Below are 25,720 nucleotides of genomic sequence, written 5' to 3'. Positions count from 1 at the left end.
AGGGCCGTCACCGGGCGGCCGGCCGAGTCTAGCGGTCACGCCTCCCGCAGGCCGCCGCCGGGCTCCTCGCCGGGCCGTCAAAGAGCCTCGTCGAGCGGCACGAGCCCCTGCTGGAGGGCGTAAATGGCGGCCTGGGTGCGGTCCGACACGCCGAGCTTGGCGAGGATGCTGCTGACATGCGACTTGACCGTCTCCCTTCCCATGCGCAGGTCGCGGGCGATCTCGGCGTTCGAGCGGCCGCGGGCCAGCGCGGCCAGCACGTCCCGCTCCCTCGGCGTGAGCGTGTCGAGCGGGCGGGGACGCTCGGCGCGCCGCACCTGGCGGACCAGCAGCGCCGCGATGCCCGGCTCCAGCACGCTGCCGCCGCGCGCCGCCGCCCGGACCGCCTCGACGACCCGGTCCACCGCGCTCGTCTTCGACAGGTACGACAGCGCACCGAGCCGCACCGCCTCCACCACCCGGTCCTCCTCCTGGAAGGACGTCAGCACGATGACCGCGGGCGCCGGTCCGTCGCCGGCCTCCCTGAGGGCCTCCAGCGCCCGCAGGCCGTCCATGCCGGGCATGACGAGGTCGAGGAGCATCACGTCCGGCCGCAGGGCGCGTACGGCCCGCAGGGCGGCCTCGCCGTCGCCCGCCTCGCCCACGACCTCGATCCCGTCCTCCTGCTCCAGGACGAAGCGCAGGCCCTGCCTGACCACCTCGTGGTCGTCCACGATCAGCACCCGGACGCTCACGCGTGGCTCACCGCCCCGGCAATCGTCGCCGTCACCGTCGTCCCGTCGCCGTCGCTGCGGACGTCGAGACGGCCGCCGAGCTCCGTCACCCGCTCACGCATCAGCGTCAGCCCCATCCCGTGCCGCCCGGCCACGTCCGCCGGGTCGAAGCCCGAGCCGTCGTCCGACACCGAGACGGTGACCGCGCCGTCCGCGCCCCGGCCCAGCCGCACCTCCACCCGAGAGGGGGCCGCGTGCTTGACCGCGTTGCCGAGCGCCTCCTGGACCAGCCGCAGCACCGCGTGCTCGGCCGCCGCCTCCAGCGCGACCTCCTCCAGGACCGCCTCGACCCGTACGCCGAGCCTGGTCTCGTACGCCCGGCACAGCTCCTCCAGTGCGGGCACCAGCCCGGCGTCCTCCAGCGCCACCGGCCGCAGCTCCAGCAGCAGCGCCTGCATCTCGCGCATCGCGCGGGCGGAGGTCCGCTCCATCGCCTCCGCCTGACCGCGCAGCCCCTCGGGAGCCGCCCTGCGCATGCCCGCGGCCAGCAGGCTCAGCGAGAACAGGTCCTGGGAGATGGAGTCGTGCAGCTCCCGCGCGATCCTGCCGCGCTCGGCCTGCCTGGCCTCGGTGCGCGCGGTGATGCTGGCCGACTCGACCGCCGCGCCGAGCCGGTCGGTCATGACGTTGAACGACTGCTCCAGCGTGCTCACCTCGTCCGAGCCCGAGACCTCGACCCGGGGCCGGAAGTCGCCCGCCGCCACCGCCGTCGTGACCGCGGCCAGCCGGCGCAGGCGGCCGATCAGCCGCCGGGTGCTCAGCAGCCCGAACACCAGCCCCACCGGAAGCACCAGGCCCAGCACCAGCAGCGTCGGGACGATCATGGGCGTGAGGCTCGGCACGGACGCGACCTCGGCGTCGGCGGGGGCCTGGACGTGCACGTACCCGATCACCTCGAACCCGTGCGGCCCCACCGGCTCCTTGCGCAGGACGGGGCTGACGTGCCAGACCGTCCGCCCCGTCACGGTGCGGCCGTCGCCCGCGTTCTCCCGGCCGAGCGGCGGCAGCGGCACGTCCAGCGTGGCGCCGAGGCGGTGGATGCCGGGGGCGCTGGCCGCCAGGATCACGCCGTTCACGTCCACGACGGTCTCCAGCATGGCGAGGCCCGGCTCGGTGTGCGGCCGGGCGCCGCCCGCGACCGTACGTCCCCCGGCCGCCGCCACGGCCGCCCGCAGCAGCTCGCGGCCGTCCGCGCCGGCTCTTCTCACGGCCTCGCCCGGGACATCCGGAATATCGGGAAGATCGGGAATGGCGATCTCCCCGCGGACGGGGGCGGGGCCGCTCAGCCGCGTCACCTCCAGGCCGATCGCCTGCGCGTCGCTCGACGCCTGCTCCCGCAGCACCTCCGCGAGGTCGGAGGCGTTGGCCTGCGGGATCAGGAACGTCGCCGCGATCACGGCCTCGACCAGGAACACGGCGGTGGTCGTGACCAGCACGTACGAGGCCGCCATCCGCCCGCGCAGCCCGGAACCCCACACCTTTCGCAGCGTAACGCCCGGGTCAGGCCCGGGTCCTCCCCCAGGAGAGGGAGGTAAAAATCGTTCGTTCTAGGGAAATGGTCTTTTCGTCCGGCTTTCCGGGGCCCAGTGTGGGAGGTATGAAGGCAACGGCAGGAGACCGTCTCCTGGCCCACGCCGACGGCGTGGAGGAAAAGGACAGGAGTCGCGTCATCAGGGAGGTTCAGGGCTCGTACGGAGAGCCGCACCGCGTGGCGCGCTCCGGCGACGGGCACGGCGGGCCGGTGTTCGCCGGCCCTGATGCCGTCGATGTGCCTACGTAAGATCAGCTCGTGAGATCAGAAATCATCTCTGTGGCCACAGGTTCGCGAGAGACCGTGCACGACATCACCGGCCAGTGCGCCGAATTCGTACGCGGTCAGGGCGAAGACGGCCTGTTGCACATATTCGTGCCGCACGCCACCGCGGGGGTCGCCCTGCTGGAGCTGGGCTCCGGCAGCGACGACGACCTGCTCGCGGCGCTGCGGGAGCTGCTGCCGGCCGACGACCGATGGCGTCATCGGCACGGCTCACGCGGTCACGGCAGGTCGCACGTCATGCCCGCGCTGATCCCGCCGTACGCGACCGTACCGGTGCTCGGCGGGCAGTTGGCGCTCGGCACATGGCAGTCCATCGCCGTCGTGGACCTGAACGTCGACAACGCGCAACGCCAGGTTCGCCTGTCGTTTTTGTCGCATTGAATCTGGCCGAGTACGGCCGTACCCGTGGCGACCGTTGACGACTGAGGGTCACAGCGTGTGGACTGTCCCGAAGCGATAAACCGCATAAGCGGGGCCACTCAAGCAGGAGGGATAAACGTGAGCGCGACCGCGGGTCAGGCGCAGGGCGAGCGCGGCCTGGCCGAACGACTCGGCCTCAAGCCGGGTCAGGTGGTGCAGGAGATCGGCTGGGACGAGGACGTCGACGACGATCTTCGCGACTCCATCGAGAACCTGACCGGCACCGAGCTGCTGGACGAGGAAAGCGACGAGGTCGTGGACGTGGTGCTGCTGTGGTGGCGCGACGGCGACGGCGATCTGTTCGACACGCTGACCAACGCCATGCGTGCACTCGCCGAGGGCGGCCAGATCTGGCTGCTCACCCCTAAGTCCGGACGCGAGGGCCATGTGGAGCCGAGCGACATCGGAGAGGACGCCGCCACCGCGGGCCTGTCGCAGACCAGCAGCATCTCGGCAGCACCCGACTGGTCCGGCACCCGGCTCGTGACGCCCAAGGGCCGGAGGTAAGGACCCGCAGAGAGCTTCGACCACCCAGGGAGTCACGGCGTCCGCCATGCGGCAGGATATGGGCGTGAACGCACATCCTGTCGAGGTCGGCGCCCCGGCTCCGGACTTCGAGCTGCAGGACCAGCACGGCGCTCCGGTGCGCCTGTCCCGGCTCAGGGGCCGCAAGGTCGTGCTGGTCTTCTATCCGCTTGCCTTCAGCGGCATCTGCGGCAGCGAGCTGGACGCGCTGCGCGACACGGCGTTCGGCGACGACGTACGGGTGCTGACGGTCTCGGTCGACTCCGTCTTCACCCTCCGCGCCTGGGCGGATCGCGAGGGTTATCCCTTCTCGCTGCTCTCCGATTTCTGGCCACACGGACAGGTCGCGCAGGCGTACGGTGTGTTCGACGATGCGAAGGGGCTCGCACGCAGGGGCACCTTCATCATCGACGGCGAGGGCGTGATCCGCTGGTCGGTGATCAACCCGATCTCCGCCGCGCGCGACGTCGCCGACTACGTCAAGGCGCTCGCCGACATCCACTGACCCTGACATCGACACTGACACCGACACTGATCCCGACCCCGGCACTCACTTCGGAGGCAACGATGCCCTGCTACCGCTGCGGGGCCCGGCAGACGGACCCGGTCCGCGGCTCCAGCCCGTGGCAGCGCGGGGTGCGCGCGGAGTCCCAGGTGCTGATCTGCCCGGACTGTCAACGCCTGCACGACCTCGACCTGGACCACTGCGGCACCTGCCGGTCCACGGCGCTCATCTGCCGGCTCGGCGAGGTGGAGTGCCGGTCCTGCGGAGCCGTCTGGATGGCCCGCTCCGGCGGCACGCCGGGCCGGCCGCCCGCGATGGAGACGCCGCCGGGGCTGTCGGCGGAGGTGGAGGCCGCGCTCAACCGCGTGCTCGGCCGCGCCTGACCTCCCGCCGGGGGGCTTCACCGCCGTCGGATGAGCTGCGCTATCGTCTCCTACCGTGTCCGCATTGAGTAGTACGTCGAGTAGCTCGTCGTTCGTCGTCGCGCTCGACGTGGGTGGCACGTCCATGAAGGGCGGCCTGGTCAGCGACTCAGGCAAGGTGCTGCTGAGCGAGCGGCGCCCCACCCCGCGCACCGAGGGCGGGGACGCGGTCGTGGCCGCCATCTCCGACTTCATCGGCCACCTCGCCGCCGCGGGCGACGGGGAGCCGGCCGGCGTGGGCCTCGCCGTGCCCGGCCTGGTCACCGAGCACGCCGCCGTCTACGCGACCAACCTCGGCTGGCGGGACGTCCCCGCCTCGGCGTTCACCACGCTGGACATCCCGGTCATGCTGGGTCACGACGTCCGTACGGGCGGCCTCGCCGAGAGCGTGCTCGGCGCCGGCCGCGACGTGGCCGACTTCCTCTTCCTCCCCATCGGCACCGGCATCGCGGGCGCCACCGTCATCCGCGGCGAGCCGTACGGCGGCTCCTCCGGCTGGGCCGGCGAGATCGGCCACACCCCGGTCTTCCCTGACGGCGAACAGTGCGCCTGCGGCCAGTTCGGCTGCCTGGAGACGTACGCGTCGGCCGCTTCCGTGGGCCGCCGCTACAGCCAGCGGGCCGGCCTCGAAGGCGTCAGGGCCGAACAGGTCGTCACCTCCGACGACCCGATCGCCATCGAGATCTGGGACGAGGCCGTGGAGGCGCTGTCGCTCGCCCTGGCCACGTACACGCTGCTGCTGGACCCCTCGGCCATCGTCCTCGGGGGCGGCCTCGCCGAGGCCGGCCCGGCCCTGTTCGACCCCGTACGCACGCGCCTGCTCAAGCGCCTCGCCTTCCGCGACGCCCCGCCCCTGATCCCGGCCGCGCTGGGCGTCGACGCCGGCATGCTCGGCGCCGCCCTCCTGGGCTGGCGCGCCGCGGGTCGGCCGGAGCTGGGGCCCGGGTGGGACGTGGATGTGCGGTCGGGCCCCTTGGTGTCGTAAGGTGTAGTGCCGATCAGGGGCGGTTAGCTCAGCGGTAGAGCACTCGCCTTACAAGCGAGGGGTCACTGGTTCGAACCCAGTACCGCCCACCAGCAGAAAGAGTGTCCTCGATGGGGACGTCATGACGCGAGGAAGCGCCCGCCGTCCACGAAGGAGGACGGGCGCCTGTCGAAGGAGCCAGCGGGGCTTCGAGCGGCGGTGCGGTGGGTCCGGGTGACGGCACCGGAATGCCCAAGGGCAGACACACCGTCACTGGCGTACCGGGTGCTGTTCCTGACGTCGGATCTCAGCGAGGCCGTCCCGATTCGGTGACCGGGACGGCCTTCGTCGTTCGGAGTCGAACAGGTCTATCGCGCGAAGGCGCACTGGGCGGAAATGATGGCGGTGCCCCCGGAGGACCCGAGAGGGCTGAAGATCGAGACCAGCCACCCCCTCCCGTCATCTGTGGCGTGATCGTCTACCACCTCAGGATTCGGGAGGATCCCAGGCAGGTGGTAGCCTCCGCCGAGAACCTTCTTCCCTGCAGGGCATCTGACTTCTCCGCTGACCAGACTGTTAGGGCGCAGAGTGATCTCGGCACGGACGATCTCGTGCCCGGTGATCGGCTTGTCGTGCCTGAAGATGTTGTCGCGCTCTGGGTTGTCGTAAGCGGACGCCGGTGCCTGGAACGAGGCGGCCAGGATGGCTCCCGCCAAGGTGGTTGTGGCCAAGGAGACTGCGTGCTTCGGTGAGATCATCTTGCTTCCTTGTCTGTGAGTGCCGGGGTCAGGGCATACAGCAGATACCCATGTGACAAATGGGGAGCATCTGGCTCAATCGATGGCCTGGCAAACAGTCGGCACGCCCCTGCGTTCGGGCCGACGAACGTCCCTATCCATCAGGTGGCCACGGCAGGCGAGCTGGGAGACATCCAGGTGGTCGTGGAACTCGGGCCGAAGCTGGATATCAGCGAGCGGGCGCGCTTGCCATGGCCTGGCCGTGGCGTACGCCTTGTGCCTGTGGGACCGTGCCGACGACGCGATGGCCTCGCTGTTGGAAGCCGAGACCATCGCTCCCGAGCAGGTGCGCCATCGCTACCTCAGCCGCCAGCTGAAGGCAGTCCCCCTGGCGTAGCTTGGCATGACCGTGGATGTATCTGGAGCACGGCCAGGGCGTCCCCACTGAGTGACAATCTGAGTGACAACGGCCCAGGACGAGCGTAGACAGCAGGGGATCCGCGCGGAAGGTTCGCTGAGGTGGGACCTCGAATCACCCCAGGTCCCACCTTCTCGCGGCGAGCCTTGCAAGCGAGGGGTCACTGGTTCGAACCTGGTACCGCCCACCAGCAGAAAGAGCCCCGTCTCCCATCAGGGAAACGGGACTCGTGTCATTGACGTGCCATCAGCGAACGCAACCGATCTTGCTTCCGTCACGTGCCCGAGCAGTGGGGATCTTGCTCGTCCGGCTCGGAAAGGCGATTGCCGGTTTCAGCGGTCGTCGTCGGCGAAGCCTGTGCGGTAGGCGAAGACCACGGCTTGGACGCGGTCGCGTAGGTCCAGTTTGGTGAGGATCCGGGAGACGTAGGTTCGGACGGTCTCGAAGCTGATCACCAGTTCTGCGGCTATCTCGGCGTTGGAGAGGCCACGGGCGATCAGCCGCAGTACCTCGCGTTCGCGGGGAGCCAGGACGGCCAGCGGATCCTCGTCGGGGGTGGGGGCGGCCGGGCGGAGGCGGTCGGCGAAGCGACCTATCAGAGTACGGGTCACGGTGGGGGACAGCAGGGACTCTCCGCGGGCGACGGTGCGGACGCCGTTCACCAGGTCCAGGAGAGGGGCGTCCTTCAGCAGGAAGCCGCTGGCTCCGGCACGCAGCGCTTCGTAGACGTACTTGTCCACGTTGAACGTGGTCACCACCAGTACCTTCGGCGGCGCCACGACACCGGGGCCGGCGATGCGCCTCGTCACCTCGATGCCGTCCATCAGCGGCATGTGGATGTCCATGACCACCACGTCGGGCTTCAGGCTAGTGACCGCCTCGACCGCGGCCGGGCCGTCGGCGGCCACGCCGACCACCGCCATGTCCGGCTGCGCGTCGAACGCCGTCACGTAGCCGGCACGGACGATCTCCTGGTCCTCGCAGATCACGACGCGGATGGTCATCTGGCACCGCCTACGGGGATCGACGCGGAGACTCGGAAACCGCCGTCCGGTTGCTCGCCTGCGGCCAGCTCGCCGCCCAGCGCGCCTATCCGGTCGCTTAGTCCGGCCAGGCCGCGGCCGCCGGAGAGGCTGCTTCTCGCGCCGACGGGGACCGCGCCAGCGGCGTTCGTCACCTCGACCTCCACGCGGTGGTCATCCCGGTAGCCGATGCGAACGGTGGTGGGGCGGCCTTGGGCGTACTTGACGGCGTTCGTCAGGCCCTCCTGCACCGTCCGGTACACGGCCAGCCCCACGCCGACCGGGAGCGAGGGCTGGTCGCCGTCCTCCACCAGTTCGATCGGCTGGCCGCCGCTTCGCATGTGTTCGACCAGGTCTCGCACGCTGCCCACGACAGGCGTGGCCGACTCTCCGGTCGCCTCCAGCACGTCCAGCAGATACCGCAGTTCGGCCAGGGCTCGGCGGCCGGCGCCGCCGATCGTGGACAGTGCCGTGGCCACGCGCTCCGGTGACGTGGCCACGAACTGCGTGGCGTCGGCCTGCACGACGATGGCGGTGACGTGGTGGGTCACCACGTCATGCAGCTCCCGCGCGATGCGCGCCCGCTCTGCGGCGGCCGCGGCCTCGGTGGCGAGCCGCCGTCGCTCGGCCTCCTGGAGCCGCTGCCCGCGTACGAAGGCGCCGCCCAGCCAGCACGCGGCGAAAAGCAGGTAGAACACCAGGAACTCGCTCTGCAGAACCGGTGAACCGAGCAGGACCACGGCCACGCACAGCACGACGTACGCGGTCGATGCCACGACGGCGATGACGCCCCGGAACCGCTCCTGGTGCGCGCCCACCGAGTACAGCGCGATGTACACCGTCACGGTGCCGAACTGCATCGGGTAGCCGAGCGTCTCGTGGATCATGAAAGCCGTGCCGTTGATCGCCAGACACGCGGCGGGCCATCGGGTACGCACGGCCAGAGGCACCGTCTGGGCCAGGATCAGGACGATCTGGAACGCGTCGGCCGGGCGTCCTGACAGGTTGCCGAACTCGACGCTCATGATCGACAGCGCCGGCACGAACGCCAGCCCGGTGGTCACGACGGCCAGCCACCGGTCCCACACCGTGGCGTCGTAGACGCGCCACACCTTCCGCAACCTTCGTAAGCGGTCGCTGGCCCAGGTCCCCGACATGGCCCAGAGCCTAGCGATCCCTGATCTCCGATGTTGCCGTGCTTGTCCCTCATGTGAGCTACACGGAATGTCCGCAACGCGGTGATTCGGGACAGGGCCCTCCATCCCTACCTTTCTCATCAGCGGCCGACAACCACGGTCAACCGCGAAGCCAGATCACGGTATATCGGTCATTCGGAGGACAGCACCATGGGGAACACCATCCGCGTACGCGTCGTCGTCGCCGGCGCCCTGACCACGGTCGCGGCAGCGGGGGCAGTGATCGGTGGGCAGCCGGCCGACGCCAGGGCCGTGGCGACCGCCGGTCACGTCCAGACTTCGATCAAGTGGGGTCAGTGCCCCGAACTCGCGCCAGGCGTCGAACGGGACCCCAGGCAAACCTGCGGCACGGTCAAGGTGCCTCTGGACTACCGCCGCCCCGACGGAGAGACCATCACCGTCGCGGTCTCCAGGATCGCCACCGCCAAGCACGGCAAGAAGCGCGGCGACCTGCTGTTCAACCCGGGCGGTCCGGGACTGCAGGGCCTGGACATGCCTGGCCAGATGGCACTCACTCTCCCGAAGGAGGTGCGGGACTCCTACGACCTGATCGGGTTCGACGCGCGCGGCGTCGGCCACAGCACCCCGATGAGCTGCGGTCTGTCCGGCCCCAGCCTTCTCACCATCTTCCCCTACCCCGGCGCCGGCGGCTCGATCGAGGGCAACGTCACCACCGCGCGCGCCGTTGCCCGGCAGTGCGCCACGATCGGTGACAAGCTCCGCTTCTTCAACAGCGCGAACACAGCGCGCGACATGGATCGCATCCGCCAGGCGCTCGGGGCGCGGAAGATCTCCTACTGGGGCCAGTCCTTCGGCACCTACCTCGGCGCGGTCTACGCCTCGCTGTTCCCCCGCAACACCGACCGGATGGTGTTGGAGGGCAACGTCGACCCGAACAAGGTGTGGGCGAAGATGCTGAACACCTGGAACCAGGGCATGAACGACCGGTTTCCGGACGCCGCCCGCGTGGCCGCGGCGGCCGACGCCGACCTCGGGCTGGGCGGCACCGCCGGCGAGGTCACCGACACCTTCATCGCGCTGGCCGACCGCCTCGACCGGAAGCCGGCCATGATGCCGGGCACATCAGTGGCCATCAGCGGTGCGCTGCTGCGCGGCGTCACGTACCAGATGTTGCAGCGCAACGAGATGCTCGCGCCGCTCACCCGATTCTGGAAGGCGGCGGCCGACCTGTCCGCCGGCAAGGCCCTGGCGGACGCGGACGCCGCCGTGCTCCGGCAGATTCTCGCCGACACCCCGGCTGTGAAGGGCGTGCCGGCGGACAACCAGGCGACCATGGTCCTGGCCATGCTCTGCGGGGACACCACCTGGTCGCGAGAGGTGGGCTCCTACGCCGACGCCACCGCGGCCGCCCGCGCGAAGTACCCGCTGAGCGCGGGCATGCCCAACAACATCCTGCCGTGCGCGTTCTGGTCGCAGAAGCCGATCGAGCCGGTGGTCAAGGTCACCTCGCACGGTCCGCGTAACATCCTGATCCTGCAGAACCGCCGCGACAACGCCACGCCGTGGGCCGCGGGCCGGGGCATGCACAGGGCCCTGGGTGACCGCGCCGGCTTCCTCGGTGTCGAGCACGGCGGCCACTTCGTCTACGGCACCGGCTCGACCTGCGCCGACAAGGCCACCGTCGCGTTCCTGATCAAGGGAACCCTGCCGGCCAAGAACGTCTCCTGCGCGGGCCCCCGGCCCTGACCGTCATGCCATCAGGGCAGCGCGGAGACGGTCAGCGGGGAAGTGGTTCCCCAGGTCGGCCCACAGGCCGGCGCACCGACGGGAACGATCTTCGCTCCCTGCCAGCGAGGGGTCACTGGTTCGAATCCAGTACTGCCCACCTGCACCGGGAAGCCCCGTAGCGATCTCGCTACGGGGCTGTCGTGCCACCACGTGCCCTGTGCTGTGCTGGACAGTACGCCGGACGAGGCCTCCGGCCCGCTGGTCATGCGCGCCCTTCGCGCGGACGGGCTGATCCGTACGGAGCCCGGCGTGGGCAGCTTCGTGACCAAGCCCGAAGAGCGCAAGGAGATCGACGCCCCTCAGGAAGCGCATGCCGTGACCTTGAGGTGGTCGGCCATCATCCAGTGGTACTGAGGCCGGTCGTTCGGCGTCCGTACGGCGCGGAACAGAACGCCGCTCGACCATTTGTCGGGGTATTTGTCGTCGTACGTGATGAGCTGCTGCCTGGTCTTCTCCCTGAGAATGCCTGCCTGTGGGTCCGGCAGGTGATAGACGGGGGCCGAGTCGACGATCACCACGGCGCAGTGCTGACGCCCCACGATGGGCATCCGGGCGAGGCTCGGCGCCTGGGCCGTCGTCTTCGACTCCAGTGCGGCGTTGATGAGTTGGCTCACCCCGGCGGCGAGCACCGCGCTGACCGACGCGATGGCGAGGTGCCGCAGCCATGGGTGGTCAGGTCGCGGGGACCGCTCTTCGGTCCGCGCTCTCGCTTCAGCCTGTCGTGCCTCGCGGACGCGCTGCTCCCACTCGCGCCAGTCGCCGCCCAGATATTCGATGATGTCCCGCACGGCCGGTTCCGGTGGGATGCCGCGGCCGGAGAAGAGATCGCCGATCACGGTCTTGCTGCGGTTGATATCACCGGCGATTTTTCGCGTACTGGGCGAATTGGCGGATTTGCGCAGCTCTTTGAGATCGGCATAGAACTGGCGAAGAACCTGGCGATAATCAGTGTGTTGTCCGGTATCCACTCGCCTGTCCAATCCCGAAGCCGCCGGTATGTCTGAGATAGTGCCGCAATTTCGGCATTGATGGGGAGGGCTCTGTCCGCACTCTGTCCGCGGACACGAAACCCCTTGCCCGCCGGCTTCCCGAGGCGCGAATGTCGGGGCATGAACACAAACAGCAGGGGCAAAGCCCTCTTCGCGGCCATGGTTCTGGCGATCGGCACCATGGGGGCAACGGCCACGGAAGCGGCGGCGGCCGCAGAAGGGACATCCGTTCCCGGATGCCGCCTTTATCGACCGGACCCGCACATCGTGGTGGGCCAGCGAGTCGGGGTAAATTACTACTTTTCGTGCAATAACCGTCGTATTCGGTACGTCAAGGTCACATTAGCCCTGAGGCGACACCGGGCCGGACTCCCGGACGCGGTCGAGACGTCGTACCAGTTCGACAGCTTCCGGGACCCCGCGCAGGCCGGCATCAACACCACGCTGGAGACGCCCTCGGCGTGCCAGTCCGGCAAGCGGTATCACGGCGACATCACCATCAACGTGTCTCTCGCCGGCGCCCAGAGTCGCACCTCGACCGTGCGCGGCCCCTCCATCACCTGCGTACGTTGATCGAGGAAGTTTCGATGACCACGACAACGACCTGGGCACGGGCCGCCGCCCTCGCCGCCCTGGTGGCCACGCTCCTCAAAACCGGGTGCCACCACCCAGCCCCTGCATTCCCTGAACCGATCGCCGGCAGCCGGAAGTCGCAACATATTCCGGACCACGTGCGCCTCTGGTGATCGGGGCGCGCCCTCCCGAAGCAGTTATTCGGCATGAAACGGAGGAAACGCTACCGTGATGTTCGACCTGTATGTAAGGTGCCTCCGGTGATGGGCACACTCCCTTACGCGATGGCCATCTCGGGCACAGCGCCATCCGCTCTCGCCGTGATCCTTGGCCTGATCGTCTTCGTAGGCGGCCTGGCCCTTCTGACGCAGCTCATCCGCTATATCGCCGAGCGCCGGGCCGCCACGCGCCCCTCGGTTCACTTGGAGCCCCCGGACGCGTCCTGGAGATCCCGGGTTCACCCAGGTCAGATTTGCTGGGCGTCCCTTCAGTTCGCGGATCGTCCAGGCTGGAAAGACCGCCCTTGTCTTGTGATACGCACCCATGAGCAGGGCGTGGAAGTGCTGAAAATCACCAGCAAAAACAAGTCGCATCGGTATGAATGCATACAGATACCAACGAGAAGTTGGGACAAGCGAGCACGGGAAGACAGCTGGCTCGACCTGGGTGAGAGCTACTTCATCTGGGATCAGGCGATTCGGCGCGTCGCAGGATCCTGTGACGCGGCGACGTGGCACCAGGTGACGCGACGCCATCGCACCGGCTATGTCTACAGCGCGAACGGCGCCGGCGACAAGTAAGCAGGGCGACGGGCTTGAGCCACTCGGGTTCACGACAGAAGAACGCATGAAGGTGCATGGCACAGGTGACCAGCCGAGTGAAAGAGGTGCCGTGGCCCGTGCGTGAAGGCCAGGTGAGCGAAGCGACTCTCATCTACGACGAGCAACGCATCTCCGTCTCGACGCTCGACGGTCAGAAGTGGTACGCCCGCTATGGGCCGCCCGATCTCTCCCATGAGGCGCTCTCGGAGGAGTTGGGCAAGGCTGACCCGCGCGGCAACGTCAAAGTCACGGTGAGGTTTCCGTCTATGGCATGAGGCCCGGCAGCGCAGCTGAGACGACGCGGGCCTGAGCTGCACCAGGATGAACGTCTCTGGCCCGGGCGTTCCGGCGGGAAATAGCCGGGGCGGTGTGGCGTGACCTGGACGGATGGCCGATCATAAGGCCATGTCGCTCCGCGTGTACGAAACCGATCTGTTCGAGAGCTCTAGGGGCCGTTTGGAGGCGATTGCCTACCGGCTGCTGGGATCTGCCGGGGATGCGGAGGACGCGGTGCAGGACACGTACCTGCGCTGGCACGCGGCGGACCGGGAACGCATCGAGACGCCCGAGGCCTGGCTGACCAAAGTGCTCACCAATCTCTGCCTCAACCAGCTCACCTCGGCGCGGGCCAGGCGGGAGACGTATGTGGGGCAGTGGCTTCCCGAGCCGGTGCTGGACGGGGACCGGATGCTCGGTCCCGCCGACACCTTCGAGCAGCGCGAGTCGGTCTCCATGGCGATGCTCACGCTGATGGAGCGGCTGACGCCCAACGAGCGCGTCGTCTACGTGCTGCGCGAGGCGTTCGGGTACGCGCACCGCGAGATCGCCGAGATCCTGGACATCACGGAGTCGAACTGCCAGCAGATCTACCGGCGGGCCAGGCAGCATCTGGCTGCCGAGCGATCCCGTACGGAGGTCGACGCCGCCGCCGCGCGGAAGATCGTCGAGGAGTTCCTCGCCGCGGCCCTCAGCGGCGACACCGAGCCGCTGATCCGGCTGCTCGCGGACGACGCGGTCAGCGTGGCCGACGGCGGCGGGAAGGTCGTCGCGCGCAGGACGCCGGTCATCGGAGCCCTGGGCATCGCCCAGTACCTGCGTGGCATGTTCCAGCCGAGCGACTCCAAGCGGACCCTCGTCGGCGGCGATCCCGTCTTCTACGCCGTCGTCGTCAACGGCGGTCCTGCCGTGCTGGTCGAGGTCGGCGCGCAGGTCATCGGCGTGATCTGTCTCGACATGACCCCTGACGGCCTCGCCTCGATCCACATCCAGGTCAACCCCGACAAGCTTCAGCGCATCGCGCGTCAGTGGGCGGCCGATGGATCTCGTCGCCCGGTCCCGTTGAGTTGGTGACCCACATCACATCAGGTCCCTGTCAGGGATCGCGCGCCTGTCCGGTTCAGGAGGTGAAAGCAACCAGATAGGAGCGTAGCCATGAAGCACCGCATCGTCGTCCTGGGAGCCGGGTACGCCGGAGCCAACGCCGCCGGCCGCCTCGCCAAGCGGCTGCACCGCGACGACGTCGAGATCACGCTGGTCAACGGCGACCCGGAGTTCGTCGAGCGGGTCCGCATGCACCAGCTGGCGAGCGGGCAGGATCTGCGGCCCCGCCCGCTGCGCGACGTCTTCGCGGGCACCGGCGTACAGGTCAGGACCGCGCGGGTCACCGCCGTCGATGTGGAAGGCAAGACCGTCGAGCTCGGCGGCGAGACCCTCGCCTACGACACCCTCGTGTACGCCCTGGGCAGCACCCACGCCGACCAGGGCGTCCCAGGTGTCGCCGAGCACGCCTACAACGTGGCCGGCAAGCAGGCCGCTCTCCGGCTGCGGGCGCGCCTGAACGAGGTGAAGCCCGGCGGGACCGTACTGATCGTGGGCGGCGGCCTGACCGGCATCGAGGCGGCCACCGAGATCGCCGAGGCCCACCCGGACCTGGAGGTCGCGATCGCCGCCCGCGGCCGCGTCGGCGGCTGGCTCAGCGACAAGGCCCAGCGCCACCTGCGCGGCGCTTTCGACCGGCTCGGCATCACGGTTCACGACCACGTCGACATCGCGCGCGTCGAAGCGGACGGCGTGGTCACCGCCGCGGGCAGCGAGATCCGGGCCGAGGTGACCGTGTGGACCGCGGGGTTCGGCGTGCACCCGATCGCGGCCGCCACCACCCTGAAGGTGTCCGACACCGGGCGGATCGTCGTCGACGCCGGCATGCGATCGGTCTCGCACCCCGACGTGTACGCCGTCGGCGACGCCGCGTACGCAGAAGGAGCGGGTGGCAAGCCGCTGCGGATGTCCTGCGCCTCGGCGAACCCGATGGCGTGGCTGGCGGCCGACGTCATCGCCGCGCGCCTGACCGGTCGCAAGGTTCCCGAGACCACGATCGGCTACTCGGTGCAGTGCATCAGCCTCGGACGCCGCGACGGGATCATCCAGCGGGTGACCCCCGACGACCAGGTCACGTCCAGCGTCTTCACCGGGCGGACCGCCGCCCGCATCAAGGAGATGATCTGCGCGAGCGCGGCCTGGAGCATCTCGCACCCGACCATGCTGATGCCGAGCCGCCGCCGCCACCTCGCGGGCACCGGCGCCGTGGAGGCCCGGCCTCTCACGCAGGCATGACGAAGCGAGCGCTGCCGGGCGAGCGTGGTGGTCCGCTCGCCCGCGCGCCGCACGCGAGCACGTGCCTGAAGGATTGTTCGTGCCCGATCCTGGACAGACGGTAGACCGCCGTCGGCAGACGGTGAGACTGTAAGGGGCAGGGCGACCTGCTGGAGGAGATCGTGAGTCAGTCCGAGTTGACCACGGACATGGTTCTCGCCGCCATCCGGGACCACGAGTTCGCGGCCTATGACGTCCTGGTCCGGGATCATCCGTCGGAGGCGGTGATCGCCGGGTTCACCGCCGCGGCCAGGTCGGGGTTCACCACCTTCGGCGTGGCAGTGCATCTGGCGTCGCTGACGGACAAAGGACGCAAGCAGCTTGACTCCTGACTTGTGCGTCATGACGAGCGGACGGAACAGTCCCTTGTCGTGAAAGCGAAGGGCACGGAGCCAAGCGAGGTCAGCGGCATGGTCCTCGGCCTGCTGGCGGTGATCTGGTTCATCGGGGTTCCGCTGTGCCTCTGGCAGGCACTCGCCACCGCGTTCACGGGTGACGCCGAACTCGATCGTGGCGGCACGAACGCGTGGCTGGCCGCGGCGGCGGTGATCTTCACTGTCGCGCCCGTCCTCGCCACCGGCATCTGCGTCTTCACCGCCAGAGTCGTACGCGCCTGGATCTTCGGCCTCGTCGCGACGGCGTGCGTGCTCTTCGTCCTGGCGAGTCTGTACACGGAGGCGCGACAGGCGGAGCTGCGCCGTCCTCCGCCGCCTCTGCCGTCCGGCTACTGCGCCGAGTACAGCGGCGGCGACAGCGACTGCCCAGGTGGATGAGCGTCGTCTCAGGTGACCGATTTAACGAGTTGCGCGGCTTTGGGCGGGCCGCTGTACGCTTTCGCCTCATCCCGTCAACCCCTCGCATGAACGGACCTCGCCGTGGCGAAGCTGAACCAGATCCTCGCCGTGGAGAAGGGCGTCAAAGCCAGCAGCCAGCGCGCGGTCGCCGACGCCCACCACACCATCCAGAAGCACCCCCTGCTGTCGGGCCTGTCGCGCACGTACCAGCCGATCGACGACGAGGGCGAGCAGCTCCCGCCGGAGTCCACCCGCGTCCAGGTGAAGGCGGAGGAGGTGCTGGCCGAGGTCGGCAAGGCGCTCACGAAGCTGTTCGACGTGACGGCGACCAAGGACTGGACGAACACCGTCGCCAAGGCCGACGTCGTCGTGGACGGGACCACCCTCATCGAAGGCGCGCCGGTCACCTACCTGCTGTTCCTGGAGAAGCAGCTGGTCGAGCTGTACGCGTTCATCGCCAAACTGCCGACCCTGGACCCGGCGGAGACGTGGACGTTCGACGACAACTCCGGCGCGTGGCGTACGGAGCCGGTCAAGACGACCCGCACCAAGAAGGTGCCGCGCAACCACGTGCTCGCCGAGGCGACCGACAAGCATCCGGCGCAGGTGCAGGTGTTCACCGAGGACATCGTCGTCGGCTACTGGACCAAGACGGCGTTCTCCGGCGCCCTGCCGGCCCGCCGCGTCAACGAGCTGCTGGCCCGGGTGCAGAAGCTGCAGGACGCCGTGAAGTACGCCCGTGAAGAGGCCAACAGCGCCGAGGTCGAGGACCGCAGGGTCGGCGACGCGGTGTTCGCCTACCTGTTCGGCTAGCGTAGAGACTCCCCGTTGAGCGCGGGGTGCGCGAAAGCGCGAAGCTGAGGCTGAAGCTGAAGCTGACGAACGGCCAAAGCGGAGGTTCGAGCCCTCCCCGCGGTTCGCGCCGCGGTAGCCCAACCGGCAGAGGCAGCCGATCACATTCAGATTCTCGCTCGAAGCTCAGCATTGACCGTCGAGAGCCACATCGACCGAGGGCAGGCCATGATTGTTGAGATGCCGGTTCGAATCCGGCCCGCGGCTCTTCATGCCGCGGTGGCTCAATGGCAGAGCGCACATTCGTCATAGCTGACCTGCTCTCTTAAACGCTGCTGGCCTCACATATGGCGGCAACATTCAAGGCCCCCCGGCTTGGGAACGCCGGGGGGCCGCCGTCGTTGTCCGGGCCGAGCCGTCAAGGGGGACAGATGTACGTGCGGTTCCAAAGTCCCGTGCCGAACAGGCGCGGCACATATCCGGGAGTGTTCGGCCTCGTCAACGCCCTGGCCGAGCAGGGACGCCTGTCGGACGCGGAGGAAGCCTTCAGGCGCGAGAACAACGCCTGGTACGACACCAACTTCACCGACCCCGCCACCGTGGACCCCACCGTCTACGACCGCGCCGTCAATCCGGAGGCGGCGGCCTGGTTCAAGGCGTCAGCCGGGCACCTCATCCGGCGGGTGCCGGGATACCTGGCCATTCTCGCCGCGCACGGCGTGGAGTGCGTACGCCTCGAATCGGCGGACCCGGGCAGGATCATCTACGAGGACGACGATCAAGTGGTCGTCGTCCCACGCGCCGTCGAATAGGCGACGACCGTCAGCGGTACAGGTCGTGGTGAATTGGTCGCTGCCGTCGTGGTGAGATTCGCTTGGGATGACGGTCGCTCCCAGTGCTCTTCGTCGTCCTGCGGATCAGCGGCTTCGATTGCCCTTTCTTCTGCGGTTCGGCGACGGAGGCGTGGCGCGGCGGCCGGAGGCGGTCTGGCTGGGCTTGCGTTCCTGGCGGCGCTGGGCCGGCTTCTCGGCGGCGGCGGGGGCGGGGGTGCGGCCTCGGGAGCTGTTGACCGTGCGGCCGCGTACGATGCCGATGAAGTCCTCCACCAGGTCCGTGGTCGCGTCGGTGGGCCAGGCCAGGCCGACCTGCGACTGCGGTGCGTCGAGCAGCGGCCGGTACTTGAGGTCCCTGCGGTGGTGGAGGCGCGCCAGCGACTGCGGGACCACCAGGAGCCCGGCGCCGCTCGCGACCAGCTCGACCGCCTCGCCCGTCGTAGCCGGGCGGGTGAAGGCGGGCAGGCCCGGCCGGGTCGTCCACTCCAGGGTGTCGTCCAGGGGGTGCAGGATCTCGTCGTCGGCCAGGTCGGCGAGGGTGACCTCGTCGGCGGCGGTCACCGCGTGGTCCTTGGGCACCACGACCACCGTGGTCTCCACGTAGAGGGGGATCACGCTGAGCACGTCGCGGTCGACCGGCAGCCGGACGAATCCGGCGTCCGCGCCGCCGTCGCGCAGGAGCGCCACCACCTCGGCGGCGGGGACCGCGACCAGGGTGAGCGGTACGTCGGGCATCCGCTCGGTCCAGATGTTGACCCATTTGGCGGGTGTCACTCCGGGCGCGTACGCCAATCGGAAGGCCCTGCCGCTCTCGCCATCGGTCACCGCCTCAGCGTACCGATGTCAGGGAACCCGTTCCGACTGACTACGCTTGACATCATGCCGTCGCCCAAACCGAAGACCGTCCAGACGATGAAGCCCGAGACCGCGGCGAAGAAGCTGGGGGTCCTCCTCTCGGCTACTCCCGCCGAGTTCCAGGCCGGGCCGGTCTCCAGGGACGAGCTGAACGCCCTGCAGGCAAAGCCGCCCGCCTGGCTCGCCGACCTGCGCCGCAACGGCCCCCACCCCAAGCAGGTCGTGGCCGCCAAGCTCGGGGTCTCCATCTCCGGGCTGGCCAGAAGCGGCATCACCAAGCCGCTCACCACCGCCGAGATCGACGAGATCAAGGCGGAGAACCCGGCGTGGCTGGAGCACGAGCGCTCCGTCCAGGCCGAGGCCCGCAAGGAGGCGCTCCGCCTCAAGCAGCAGCGAGCGCAGGAGGGCTGACCTGGCGCCGGCCCGCGCCGGCTCTCCTAAGCGTCTCCGAGCGTCCACAAGGCCGCGATGGGAAGGGCCCGCAGTTTCTCGCCGAACGCCAGCGCCTGCTCCCCGGCATAGAGCACGAAACCCGCGCGGAACCGTGCGCCGAGCCGGTCGGCCAGATGGCGCAGGCCGCGGAAGTCGTCGCCGCGCACGGTCTCCGCTGCCTTGACCTCGATCCCGACCACCTCGCCGGAGGCTTGCCGCCCGCGTGCTCGTGCCGGTCTGCTGTTGTCATCGCAGGTAGAGGCGGTTGTGTGGGCGTTCTGCCGGAGGTGTCGTGGGCGGTCTGCCGCTGCCTCCGTGGGCGGTCTGCCGCCGCTTCTGTGGGCGGTCTGCCGCTGCCGGGGCTAGGGCCGGTCCTGGGGGATCATCGCGGCCACCAGGAAGCAGATCCCTGCCACCAGGCATCCGATCGATGCGAAGAACACCACGTAGTACAGCGACCGGTCCGGCACGAGGCTGGACAGTGGCAGGAGAACTAAGCAGAGGCCCGTGAGGAGCTGGCCCAGACCGTATGGGCGTGGCCGGAGCTTCGTGCGCTGACGCTCCGTCGCGACGAGGATCCGCCCGGTGGCCAGGGTGTGGATGCCGAGGGCGGCCAGGACGCACGCTGGCACGAGCCTGAGCACCGTCGTTGTCAGGTCCATGTGCGCCGGCTCCTCGGATCGGGTCGGTCAGGGGTGGGGCCATCGTGCCGTACGGCGCCGACGAAGATCAAGACGGGCAGGACTGGGAAGGGTCAGACGGCGGCGGCCATCGCGGGGGCCGGGCAGGGGTCGGCGTCGGCGAGGGCGCGGAGCTGGTCGGCGAACGCGAGAGCCTGGTCGGGGGTCAGGCGGGGCTCGGAGCCCACGTAGAAGACGACGATGTCGCCACCCGGAGTGCGTACGGCGTTGAAAGGAATCATGGTGCTTCGCATTCTTCCGTGCGGCACCGACAGTTTCGACTCAATTGAACCGCCCGGTATCCGGGGGGCCGTTCGCGGGCTCAGCCCAGGAGACCGACAGGAGCGGAGTGTGGGCGTAGCACAACGGCCGGAGGTGTGGCCGGCCCCGAGTTCGGATGCCAGGCTGTCGCTCGTCCTGGGGGAGCGGGCGCTGCACGTGAACGGGGATCTGCAGACCGCGCGGCGCTGGTACGACGCCGCCTACCGCCAGGCCGAGCAGTCCGGTGACCCCGTCGCGCTCGGGCTGGCGGCGCTGGGGCTCGGCGGGCGCTGGGTGCGGGAGCACCGGACGTCGGCGGAGTCCGAGCGGGTGCGTACGCGGCAGTTACGGGCGCTGTCGCTGCTCGACCCGTCCTCGCCGACGGCGCTCCGGCTGCGCATCCGGCTCCAGGGGGAGGACGACTACCGGAACGGCACGCACGACGGGATCCTGCGGCTGCTCCGCGAGACGCGGGACGCGGGGGACCCGCTCGCCGTCGCGGAGGCGCTCAGCCTGGCGCACCACTGCCTGCTCGGTCCCGAGCACGCGGCGCTCAGGCGCGAGCTGGCCGATGAGCTGATCGGCCTGGCGGGGGTCACCGAGCGCCGCGGCGACCTGCTGATGGGCCTGATGTGGCGGACCGTGAACCTCTTCCTGGCCGCCGACCCGCACGCCGAACGCTGCCTGGAGGAGCTGCGCCGGCTGCTGCGCGAGCACGCCTACCTCGCGGTCGGGTACGTGGTCGACGCCGTCGAGGTCATGCTCGCCATCCGCGCGGGCCGCTTCGACGAGGCGGAGAGGCTGGCCGGCCAGTGCTTCGAGCGGGGCGTCAAGGCCGGCGACATGGACGCCACCGGCTGGCTCGGCGGCCAGCTCGGCGCCGTCCGCTGGTTCCAGGGGCGCGCCGCCGAGCTCCTGCCCGGACTGCGCGACCTGGCCAGCTCGCCCACGCTCAGCCCGATCGACAACTCCTACCTGGCGGGACTGGCGCTGGTCGCGGCCGTCGCGGGGGATCATCGGCTGGCGGCCGGGCACCTGGCCCGCGTACGGGGGCGGGACCTCGCCGAGCTGCCCCGTTCGAGCTCCTGGCTGGTCTCGATGTACTTCGTGGCCGAGACGGCCCACCTGCTGGAGGACGCGGGGACGGCGGCGCGGGCGTACGCGCTGCTCAGCCCGTACGCCGCGCTGCCGGTGATCGGCAGTCTCGGGGTCGTGTGCTTCGGGTCGGCGGAGCACCCGCTGGGGATGGCCGCGCTGACCACGGGGGATCTGGATCTGGCCGTACGGCATCTGCGTGCCGCCGTGCAGGCGAACCTGGCGCTGGGGCACTGGCCGGCGGCGGCGCTGTCGCGGTGCCGTCTGGGGCAGGCGCTGGCGTTGCGCGACGGGCCGCGGGACGCGGCGGCCCGCGCCGAACTGGCCGCGGCGGCGCGGGAGGCCAGGGACCTGGGGATGGCGCTGCCCGGCGTGGTCGGCAGCGCGGCCTTGAGCGGGGCCGGCGAGGTGCGGCGGACGTGCCGGTTCCACCGCGACGGGCGGCACTGGCGGATCGAGCTGGGCGGGCGGGTCGCGGTGGCGGACCACAGCGTCGGCATGGCCCATCTGGCGGCGCTCGTGGCCCATCCCGGGCGCGAGATCCTGGCCGCCGACCTGGCGGCGGGCACCTGGTCGCAGGAGGGCGAGGGCTCGTCGGCGCAGCCCGTGCTGGACGACCTCGCCCGGGACTCCTACCGCGAACGGCTGACGCAGCTCCAGGCCGACATCGACGAGCTGGAGGAGATGAACGACCTGGAACGGGCGTCGGCGCTGCGGCTGGAGCGCGAGTGGCTGGTGCGGGAGCTGACGGCGGCCACGGGGATCGGCGGGCGGGCGCGGCCGTTCGCGGGCGGCGAGGAGCGGGCCAGGATCGCGGTGGGCAAGGCGATCCGGCGGGCGTTGTCGCGGATCGCCGGGGTGGATCCGGTGATCGGGGAGGAACTGCGCGCGTCTGTGCAGACCGGACTGCGCTGCTGCTACCGGCCACGGTGACGGCTCCGGCTCTCCCGCTGGATGCCGTCAGCGGAAGGCCGTGAGCGGGCCGTGGTGGAATATGAGGCAGCACAAAAAGGAAGCGAGCCACCCTGATGGAACACCGCATATTGGGACGCACCGGTCGTGAGGTCGGCGTCATCGGCCTCGGCGCCTGGCAGCTCGGCGCCGACTGGGGCGAGGTCTCCGAGGACGAGGCCTTCGCCACGCTGTCCGCCGCCGCCGACGCGGGCGTCACCTTCATCGACACCGCCGACGTGTACGGCGACGGCCGCAGCGAGCAGATCGTCGGCCGGTTCGCCAAGGGCCGCCCCGGCCTGACAATCGCCACGAAGATGGGCCGGCGGATGGAGCAGCTCCCCGCCAACTACGTGATGTCCAACTTCCGCGCCTGGAACGAGCGCTCCCGCCAGAACCTCGGCGTGGACACCATCGACCTGGTGCAGCTGCACTGCCCGCCGACGCCGGTCTACTCGACGGACGCGGTCTTCGACGCCCTCGACACGCTGGTCGCGGAGAAGAAGATCGCCGCGTACGGCGTCAGCGTGGAGACCTGCGAGGAGGCCCTGACCGCCATCGCCCGCCCCAACGTGGCGAGCGTGCAGATCATCCTCAACGCCTTCCGCCTGAAGCCCCTGGAGCGGGTGCTGCCCGCGGCCCGCGCCGCCGGGGTCGGCATCATCGCCCGCGTCCCGCTGGCCAGCGGCCTGCTGTCGGGCCGCTACGACGAGAACACCACCTTCGCCCCCGACGACCACCGCAACTTCAACCGGCACGGCGAGGCGTTCGACGTGGGGGAGACGTTCTCGGGCGTCGACTTCGCGACCGGCCTGGAGGCGGTGCGGCGGCTGGCTCCCCTGGTGCCGGAGGGGGCGACGATGGCGCAGTTCGCGCTGCGCTGGATCCTCGACCAGGAAGGGGTCTCGGTGGTCATCCCCGGCGCCCGCAACCCGGCGCAGGCCGCCGCCAACGCGGCCGCGGCCGGGCTCGACCCGCTGCCGGCCGCGACGCTGGAGACGGTCAACGGGGTCTACGACGAGCTGATCCGCCCGCAGGTCCACGACCGCTGGTAGCGGGGAACGGGGGAGCGGGGCGGGTCTGACCTGGCCGTACCCTGGTGGGCATGATTCGTCCCGCTACCCCCGACGACGTGCCCGTCATCCTCGACCTGATCCGCGAGCTGGCGGAGTACGAGAAGGCCGCCCACGAGGTGCGCGCCACCGAGGAGGGCCTGCGCGCCGCGCTGTTCGGCGACGGGCCCGCCGTCTTCGCCCACATCGCCGAGATCAACGGCGAGGTCGCCGGTTTCGTCCTGTGGTTCCTGACCTTCTCGACCTGGCGCGGCGTGCACGGCGTCTACATGGAGGACCTCTACGTGCGCCCGCAGCACCGGGGCAGCGGCCTCGGGATGGCGCTCATGGGCGAGCTCGGCAGGATCTGCGCCGAGCGCGGCTACCAGCGCCTGGAGTGGGCGGTGCTCGACTGGAACGAGCCGAGCATCGGCTTCTACGAGGGCCTCGGCGCGGTGCGTCAGGACGACTGGTACAAGTACCGGCTCACCGACGAGCCGTTGCGGCGGCTGGCGGACCGCGCTCTCGATCCCGCGTGACAACGGCGGTCACGCGGGTCACACAAGCGTGACCCGCGTGCCGTGCCGGTCAAACCCCCGCGTGCGTCCGGCTGCGCATGTCCTGGGACCTGCCGAAGGACTCCATCTCGGACTCCTCCAGCTCGCGGTGCGTCTCCTCGATCCGCAGGGCGACCCCCATCGCGAAGAACGTGGGCGCCCATTCCCCGACGAAGATGCCCCATCGGTCCGCGCGGTCGAGCCCTGCGTGCTCGGTCTGCTTCGACGCGAACCAGGAAGCGAAGGCCAGGCCGACCGAGCAGATCCCGGCCACGTACATGTGATTGGACTTGATGCCCATCTTGTGAAGTGTTTTGATCATGATTCCCCCCCCTTGCTGAGTGTCGTTACCCCAGGAAGGCGGCAGTAACCAGGCGTTACGCGCACGTTTCCGGCGTGACGCTTGTGCGTGGCTTGTTACCGCGGTGAATCACCTGTAACGGATGCACAGCCACGGAAAGTGCGCGTGCGTAACGACCGATTCCTACGTTGGAGCTCCCCGGACGCCGAGCGTAGGAGAGGTCGATGGCGCGCTGGATCGCCGACTGGCACCCCGATGACCCAGCTTTCTGGGAGAGCTCAGGAAGGCGCGTCGCACGGCGCAACCTGATCTTCTCGATTCTCGCCGAGCACCTCGGCTTCACCGTGTGGACCCTGTGGAGCATCGTCGCGACCAGGATGGGCTCCTACGAGTTCACCACCGACCAGTTGTTCTGGCTGGTCGCGCTGCCCAACCTGATCGGCTCGGCGCTGCGGCTGCCCTACACCTTCGGCCCCGCCAGGTTCGGCGGGCGCAACTTCACCGTGGTCAGCGCGCTGCTGCTGCTGATCCCCGCGGTGCTGCTGGCGGTCGCGGTGAACAACCCCGGCACGCCCTACTGGCTGTTCCTGGTGATCGCGGCGCTCGCCGGGGTCGGCGGCGGGAACTTCGCCTCCAGCATGGCCAACATCACCTACTTCTACCCCCGTGCCAAGCAGGGGGTGGCGCTCGGGCTCAACGCCGCGGGCGGCAACGTCGGGGTGAGCTCGGTGCAGCTCGTCATGCCGCTGGTGATCGGCGCGTTCGGGCTGGCCGCGGCCGGGTGGTTCTGGATCCCGTTCATCGTGGTGGCCGCCGCCTGCGCCTGGTTCTTCATGGACAACCTGACCACCGCCAGGGCGAACCCGCGCGAGCAGATCGCGGTGGCCGGCAAGGCCCAGACGTGGATCATGTCGTTCCTCTACATCGGCACGTTCGGCTCGTTCATCGGCTACTCCACGGCCTTCCCGCTGCTCAGCAAGAGCCTGTTCCCCGACTCCCCGTACGCGGCCGTCGCCTTCGCCGGCCCTCTCCTCGGCTCGCTCGTGCGGCCGTTCGGCGGCTGGCTGGCCGACCGGCTGGGCGGCGCGCCGGTCACCCTGTGGAACTTCGCCGCGATGGGCGGCGGCGTCCTGCTGGTCTGGGCGGCCGGCGAGGGCGGCGGCTTCTGGCCGTTCTTCCTGGCCTTCCAGCTGCTGTTCCTCACCTCGGGCATCGGCAACGGCTCCACGTACCGGATGATCCCCGCGATCTTCCAGGCCAAGGCCGTGGCCGAGCGCGGCGAGGGCGAGGAGGCCCTGCTGTACGGCAAGCGGCAGGCCAGCGCCGCGATCGGCGTCATCTCGGCGGTCGGCGCGCTCGGTGGCTTCCTCATCAACCGCGCGTTCGGGATGTCGTTCGCCGCCTCCGGCTCGCCCGCCCCTGCCTTCCTCGCCTTCGGCCTGTTCTACGCCACCTGCTTCGCGCTCACCTGGTGGTGCTACGTCCGCAAGGTGGGCGTCCGGATCGTGGCCAGCCTCGCCCACGCCAGGGTCTGA

At 69.8% G+C, this 25,720-nt stretch carries 32 protein-coding genes and 2 tRNA genes; 23 read left to right on the top strand and 11 right to left on the bottom strand.

Features of this window, described 5'->3' with window-relative positions; genetic code table 11:
* Positions 1–77 precede the first annotated feature (77 nt).
* On the bottom strand, positions 78–734 hold the full coding sequence (locus tag ABD292_RS28755) for a response regulator transcription factor (protein WP_329573573.1): 657 nt from the start codon (positions 732–734) through the stop codon (positions 78–80).
* Positions 731–2,251, bottom strand: a complete 1,521-nt coding sequence (locus ABD292_RS28750; protein ID WP_344212643.1) for a HAMP domain-containing sensor histidine kinase — start codon at positions 2,249–2,251, stop codon at positions 731–733. Before ABD292_RS28750 ends, ABD292_RS28755 begins: the two co-directional genes overlap by 4 nt.
* A 77-nt stretch (positions 2,252–2,328) precedes the next feature.
* Here ABD292_RS28750 and ABD292_RS28745 point away from each other — a divergent pair, with 77 nt between their 5' ends.
* The 7 genes from ABD292_RS28745 to ABD292_RS28715 all read left to right on the top strand — a co-directional run bounded on the left by ABD292_RS28745 (position 2,329) and on the right by ABD292_RS28715 (position 5,538).
* Complete coding sequence (locus ABD292_RS28745) at positions 2,329–2,553, top strand: DUF1918 domain-containing protein (protein WP_344212641.1); 225 nt, start codon at positions 2,329–2,331, stop codon at positions 2,551–2,553.
* A 9-nt stretch (positions 2,554–2,562) separates the two neighbouring features.
* A complete protein-coding gene (locus ABD292_RS28740) occupies positions 2,563–2,970 on the top strand; it encodes a secondary thiamine-phosphate synthase enzyme YjbQ (protein WP_344212639.1) in 408 nt (135 codons plus the stop codon).
* Positions 2,971–3,087: 117 nt separating this feature from the next.
* On the top strand, positions 3,088–3,516 hold the full coding sequence (locus tag ABD292_RS28735; protein ID WP_329573581.1) for a DUF3052 domain-containing protein: 429 nt from the start codon (positions 3,088–3,090) through the stop codon (positions 3,514–3,516).
* Positions 3,517–3,574: 58 nt separating this feature from the next.
* Positions 3,575–4,039 (top strand): peroxiredoxin, encoded by a 465-nt coding sequence (locus ABD292_RS28730; RefSeq protein WP_344212636.1) that lies wholly within the window; start codon positions 3,575–3,577, stop codon positions 4,037–4,039.
* Between the two features lie 62 nt (positions 4,040–4,101).
* Positions 4,102–4,422 (top strand): hypothetical protein, encoded by a 321-nt coding sequence (locus ABD292_RS28725; protein WP_344212634.1) that lies wholly within the window; start codon positions 4,102–4,104, stop codon positions 4,420–4,422.
* Positions 4,423–4,477: 55 nt separating this feature from the next.
* Positions 4,478–5,446: an ROK family protein gene (locus tag ABD292_RS28720; RefSeq protein WP_371251954.1), complete on the top strand. Its 969-nt coding sequence runs from the start codon at positions 4,478–4,480 to the stop codon at positions 5,444–5,446.
* Positions 5,447–5,463: 17 nt separating this feature from the next.
* Positions 5,464–5,538, top strand: a tRNA-Val gene (locus ABD292_RS28715).
* Between the two features lie 255 nt (positions 5,539–5,793).
* Here ABD292_RS28715 and ABD292_RS28710 read toward each other — a convergent pair.
* The 3 genes from ABD292_RS28710 to ABD292_RS28700 all read right to left on the bottom strand — a co-directional run bounded on the left by ABD292_RS28710 (position 5,794) and on the right by ABD292_RS28700 (position 8,714).
* A complete protein-coding gene (locus ABD292_RS28710) occupies positions 5,794–6,183 on the bottom strand; it encodes a hypothetical protein (protein WP_344212630.1) in 390 nt (129 codons plus the stop codon).
* A gap of 729 nt (positions 6,184–6,912) precedes the next feature.
* Positions 6,913–7,584, bottom strand: coding sequence for a response regulator (locus tag ABD292_RS28705; RefSeq protein ID WP_344212628.1), 672 nt, complete (start codon positions 7,582–7,584; stop codon positions 6,913–6,915).
* On the bottom strand, positions 7,581–8,714 hold the full coding sequence (locus tag ABD292_RS28700; RefSeq protein ID WP_344212626.1) for a sensor histidine kinase: 1,134 nt from the start codon (positions 8,712–8,714) through the stop codon (positions 7,581–7,583). Before ABD292_RS28700 ends, ABD292_RS28705 begins: the two co-directional genes overlap by 4 nt.
* Positions 8,715–8,948: 234 nt before the next feature.
* On the opposite strand from ABD292_RS28700, the gene ABD292_RS28695 reads away from it, so the two are divergent.
* Positions 8,949–10,505, top strand: a complete 1,557-nt coding sequence (locus ABD292_RS28695; protein WP_344212624.1) for an alpha/beta hydrolase — start codon at positions 8,949–8,951, stop codon at positions 10,503–10,505.
* A gap of 341 nt (positions 10,506–10,846) precedes the next feature.
* Here the strand turns inward: ABD292_RS28695 and ABD292_RS28690 are convergent, their stop codons facing one another.
* Positions 10,847–11,515 carry a hypothetical protein gene (locus ABD292_RS28690; RefSeq protein ID WP_344212622.1) on the bottom strand — a complete coding sequence of 223 codons (669 nt, stop codon included), beginning with the start codon at positions 11,513–11,515 and terminating at the stop codon, positions 10,847–10,849.
* A gap of 141 nt (positions 11,516–11,656) precedes the next feature.
* On the opposite strand from ABD292_RS28690, the gene ABD292_RS28685 reads away from it, so the two are divergent.
* From ABD292_RS28685 to ABD292_RS28640, 10 genes are all read left to right on the top strand, one after another.
* On the top strand, positions 11,657–12,109 hold the full coding sequence (locus ABD292_RS28685; RefSeq protein WP_344212620.1) for a hypothetical protein: 453 nt from the start codon (positions 11,657–11,659) through the stop codon (positions 12,107–12,109).
* 260 nt (positions 12,110–12,369) lie between these two features.
* Positions 12,370–12,909: a hypothetical protein gene (locus tag ABD292_RS28680; protein ID WP_344212618.1), complete on the top strand. Its 540-nt coding sequence runs from the start codon at positions 12,370–12,372 to the stop codon at positions 12,907–12,909.
* A 56-nt stretch (positions 12,910–12,965) separates the two neighbouring features.
* Positions 12,966–13,205, top strand: coding sequence for a hypothetical protein (locus tag ABD292_RS28675; RefSeq protein WP_344212616.1), 240 nt, complete (start codon positions 12,966–12,968; stop codon positions 13,203–13,205).
* Between the two features lie 130 nt (positions 13,206–13,335).
* On the top strand, positions 13,336–14,280 hold the full coding sequence (locus tag ABD292_RS28670) for an RNA polymerase sigma-70 factor (RefSeq protein ID WP_344212614.1): 945 nt from the start codon (positions 13,336–13,338) through the stop codon (positions 14,278–14,280).
* 81 nt (positions 14,281–14,361) lie between these two features.
* Positions 14,362–15,543, top strand: coding sequence for an NAD(P)/FAD-dependent oxidoreductase (locus ABD292_RS28665; RefSeq protein ID WP_344212612.1), 1,182 nt, complete (start codon positions 14,362–14,364; stop codon positions 15,541–15,543).
* A 161-nt stretch (positions 15,544–15,704) separates the two neighbouring features.
* Positions 15,705–15,914: a hypothetical protein gene (locus ABD292_RS28660; RefSeq protein ID WP_344212610.1), complete on the top strand. Its 210-nt coding sequence runs from the start codon at positions 15,705–15,707 to the stop codon at positions 15,912–15,914.
* A 39-nt stretch (positions 15,915–15,953) separates the two neighbouring features.
* A complete protein-coding gene (locus tag ABD292_RS28655) occupies positions 15,954–16,355 on the top strand; it encodes a hypothetical protein (RefSeq protein WP_344212608.1) in 402 nt (133 codons plus the stop codon).
* 102 nt (positions 16,356–16,457) lie between these two features.
* Positions 16,458–17,189, top strand: coding sequence for a DUF7873 family protein (locus ABD292_RS28650; RefSeq protein WP_344212606.1), 732 nt, complete (start codon positions 16,458–16,460; stop codon positions 17,187–17,189).
* Between the two features lie 108 nt (positions 17,190–17,297).
* Positions 17,298–17,435, top strand: a tRNA-OTHER gene (locus ABD292_RS28645).
* Between the two features lie 188 nt (positions 17,436–17,623).
* On the top strand, positions 17,624–17,980 hold the full coding sequence (locus ABD292_RS28640; protein ID WP_344212604.1) for a hypothetical protein: 357 nt from the start codon (positions 17,624–17,626) through the stop codon (positions 17,978–17,980).
* A gap of 105 nt (positions 17,981–18,085) precedes the next feature.
* On the opposite strand, the gene ABD292_RS28635 is transcribed toward ABD292_RS28640, so the two are convergent.
* Positions 18,086–18,826, bottom strand: coding sequence for a LysR family substrate-binding domain-containing protein (locus tag ABD292_RS28635; protein ID WP_344212602.1), 741 nt, complete (start codon positions 18,824–18,826; stop codon positions 18,086–18,088).
* 54 nt (positions 18,827–18,880) lie between these two features.
* Here ABD292_RS28635 and ABD292_RS28630 point away from each other — a divergent pair, with 54 nt between their 5' ends.
* On the top strand, positions 18,881–19,267 hold the full coding sequence (locus tag ABD292_RS28630) for a DUF5997 family protein (RefSeq protein ID WP_344212600.1): 387 nt from the start codon (positions 18,881–18,883) through the stop codon (positions 19,265–19,267).
* A gap of 26 nt (positions 19,268–19,293) precedes the next feature.
* Here the strand turns inward: ABD292_RS28630 and ABD292_RS28625 are convergent, their stop codons facing one another.
* The 3 genes from ABD292_RS28625 to ABD292_RS28615 form a co-directional block, all read right to left on the bottom strand.
* A complete protein-coding gene (locus ABD292_RS28625; protein ID WP_344212598.1) occupies positions 19,294–19,488 on the bottom strand; it encodes a hypothetical protein in 195 nt (64 codons plus the stop codon).
* A gap of 162 nt (positions 19,489–19,650) precedes the next feature.
* Positions 19,651–19,950, bottom strand: coding sequence for a hypothetical protein (locus tag ABD292_RS28620; RefSeq protein WP_344212596.1), 300 nt, complete (start codon positions 19,948–19,950; stop codon positions 19,651–19,653).
* Positions 19,951–20,042: 92 nt separating this feature from the next.
* Positions 20,043–20,210: a hypothetical protein gene (locus ABD292_RS28615; protein WP_344212594.1), complete on the bottom strand. Its 168-nt coding sequence runs from the start codon at positions 20,208–20,210 to the stop codon at positions 20,043–20,045.
* 109 nt (positions 20,211–20,319) lie between these two features.
* On the opposite strand from ABD292_RS28615, the gene ABD292_RS28610 reads away from it, so the two are divergent.
* The 3 genes from ABD292_RS28610 to ABD292_RS28600 all read left to right on the top strand — a co-directional run bounded on the left by ABD292_RS28610 (position 20,320) and on the right by ABD292_RS28600 (position 23,866).
* Complete coding sequence (locus tag ABD292_RS28610; RefSeq protein WP_344212592.1) at positions 20,320–22,257, top strand: hypothetical protein; 1,938 nt, start codon at positions 20,320–20,322, stop codon at positions 22,255–22,257.
* Between the two features lie 95 nt (positions 22,258–22,352).
* Positions 22,353–23,330, top strand: coding sequence for an aldo/keto reductase (locus tag ABD292_RS28605; RefSeq protein ID WP_344212590.1), 978 nt, complete (start codon positions 22,353–22,355; stop codon positions 23,328–23,330).
* Positions 23,331–23,380: 50 nt separating this feature from the next.
* The gene (locus ABD292_RS28600) at positions 23,381–23,866 is read left to right on the top strand and encodes a GNAT family N-acetyltransferase (RefSeq protein ID WP_344212588.1); all 486 of its coding nucleotides are present in this window, start codon (positions 23,381–23,383) and stop codon (positions 23,864–23,866) included.
* 49 nt (positions 23,867–23,915) lie between these two features.
* Here ABD292_RS28600 and ABD292_RS28595 read toward each other — a convergent pair whose 3' ends face one another.
* Positions 23,916–24,206, bottom strand: a complete 291-nt coding sequence (locus ABD292_RS28595; RefSeq protein WP_344212586.1) for a hypothetical protein — start codon at positions 24,204–24,206, stop codon at positions 23,916–23,918.
* A gap of 203 nt (positions 24,207–24,409) precedes the next feature.
* Between ABD292_RS28595 and ABD292_RS28590 the strand changes: the two genes are divergently transcribed.
* A complete protein-coding gene (locus ABD292_RS28590; RefSeq protein ID WP_344212584.1) occupies positions 24,410–25,720 on the top strand; it encodes an MFS transporter in 1,311 nt (436 codons plus the stop codon).

Origin of the sequence: Nonomuraea bangladeshensis (assembly GCF_039529455.1) — a bacterium.
In the GTDB taxonomy this organism is placed as follows: Bacteria; Actinomycetota; Actinomycetes; order Streptosporangiales; family Streptosporangiaceae; genus Nonomuraea; species Nonomuraea bangladeshensis.
The sequence above is the reverse complement of the archived record's forward strand: the minus strand, read 5'-3'. Positions and strand labels throughout refer to the sequence as shown.

What these genes read in the sequence shown, in the direction of transcription:
- ABD292_RS28685 (WP_344212620.1), top strand. Translation starts at nt 11,657, where the DNA reads ATGAACACAAACAGCAGGGGCAAAGCCCTCTTCGCGGCCATGGTTCTG.
- ABD292_RS28600 (WP_344212588.1), top strand. Translation starts at nt 23,381, where the DNA reads ATGATTCGTCCCGCTACCCCCGACGACGTGCCCGTCATCCTCGACCTG.
- ABD292_RS28620 (WP_344212596.1), bottom strand. Translation starts at nt 19,950, where the DNA reads ATGGACCTGACAACGACGGTGCTCAGGCTCGTGCCAGCGTGCGTCCTG.
- ABD292_RS28630 (WP_344212600.1), top strand. Translation starts at nt 18,881, where the DNA reads ATGCCGTCGCCCAAACCGAAGACCGTCCAGACGATGAAGCCCGAGACC.
- ABD292_RS28730 (WP_344212636.1), top strand. Translation starts at nt 3,575, where the DNA reads ATGGGCGTGAACGCACATCCTGTCGAGGTCGGCGCCCCGGCTCCGGAC.
- ABD292_RS28595 (WP_344212586.1), bottom strand. Translation starts at nt 24,206, where the DNA reads ATGATCAAAACACTTCACAAGATGGGCATCAAGTCCAATCACATGTAC.
- ABD292_RS28605 (WP_344212590.1), top strand. Translation starts at nt 22,353, where the DNA reads ATGGAACACCGCATATTGGGACGCACCGGTCGTGAGGTCGGCGTCATC.
- ABD292_RS28615 (WP_344212594.1), bottom strand. Translation starts at nt 20,210, where the DNA reads ATGATTCCTTTCAACGCCGTACGCACTCCGGGTGGCGACATCGTCGTC.
- ABD292_RS28725 (WP_344212634.1), top strand. Translation starts at nt 4,102, where the DNA reads ATGCCCTGCTACCGCTGCGGGGCCCGGCAGACGGACCCGGTCCGCGGC.
- ABD292_RS28710 (WP_344212630.1), bottom strand. Translation starts at nt 6,183, where the DNA reads ATGATCTCACCGAAGCACGCAGTCTCCTTGGCCACAACCACCTTGGCG.
- ABD292_RS28590 (WP_344212584.1), top strand. Translation starts at nt 24,410, where the DNA reads ATGGCGCGCTGGATCGCCGACTGGCACCCCGATGACCCAGCTTTCTGG.
- ABD292_RS28675 (WP_344212616.1), top strand. Translation starts at nt 12,966, where the DNA reads ATGGCACAGGTGACCAGCCGAGTGAAAGAGGTGCCGTGGCCCGTGCGT.
- ABD292_RS28695 (WP_344212624.1), top strand. Translation starts at nt 8,949, where the DNA reads ATGGGGAACACCATCCGCGTACGCGTCGTCGTCGCCGGCGCCCTGACC.
- ABD292_RS28665 (WP_344212612.1), top strand. Translation starts at nt 14,362, where the DNA reads ATGAAGCACCGCATCGTCGTCCTGGGAGCCGGGTACGCCGGAGCCAAC.
- ABD292_RS28705 (WP_344212628.1), bottom strand. Translation starts at nt 7,584, where the DNA reads ATGACCATCCGCGTCGTGATCTGCGAGGACCAGGAGATCGTCCGTGCC.
- ABD292_RS28745 (WP_344212641.1), top strand. Translation starts at nt 2,329, where the DNA reads ATGGTCTTTTCGTCCGGCTTTCCGGGGCCCAGTGTGGGAGGTATGAAG.
- ABD292_RS28670 (WP_344212614.1), top strand. Translation starts at nt 13,336, where the DNA reads ATGTCGCTCCGCGTGTACGAAACCGATCTGTTCGAGAGCTCTAGGGGC.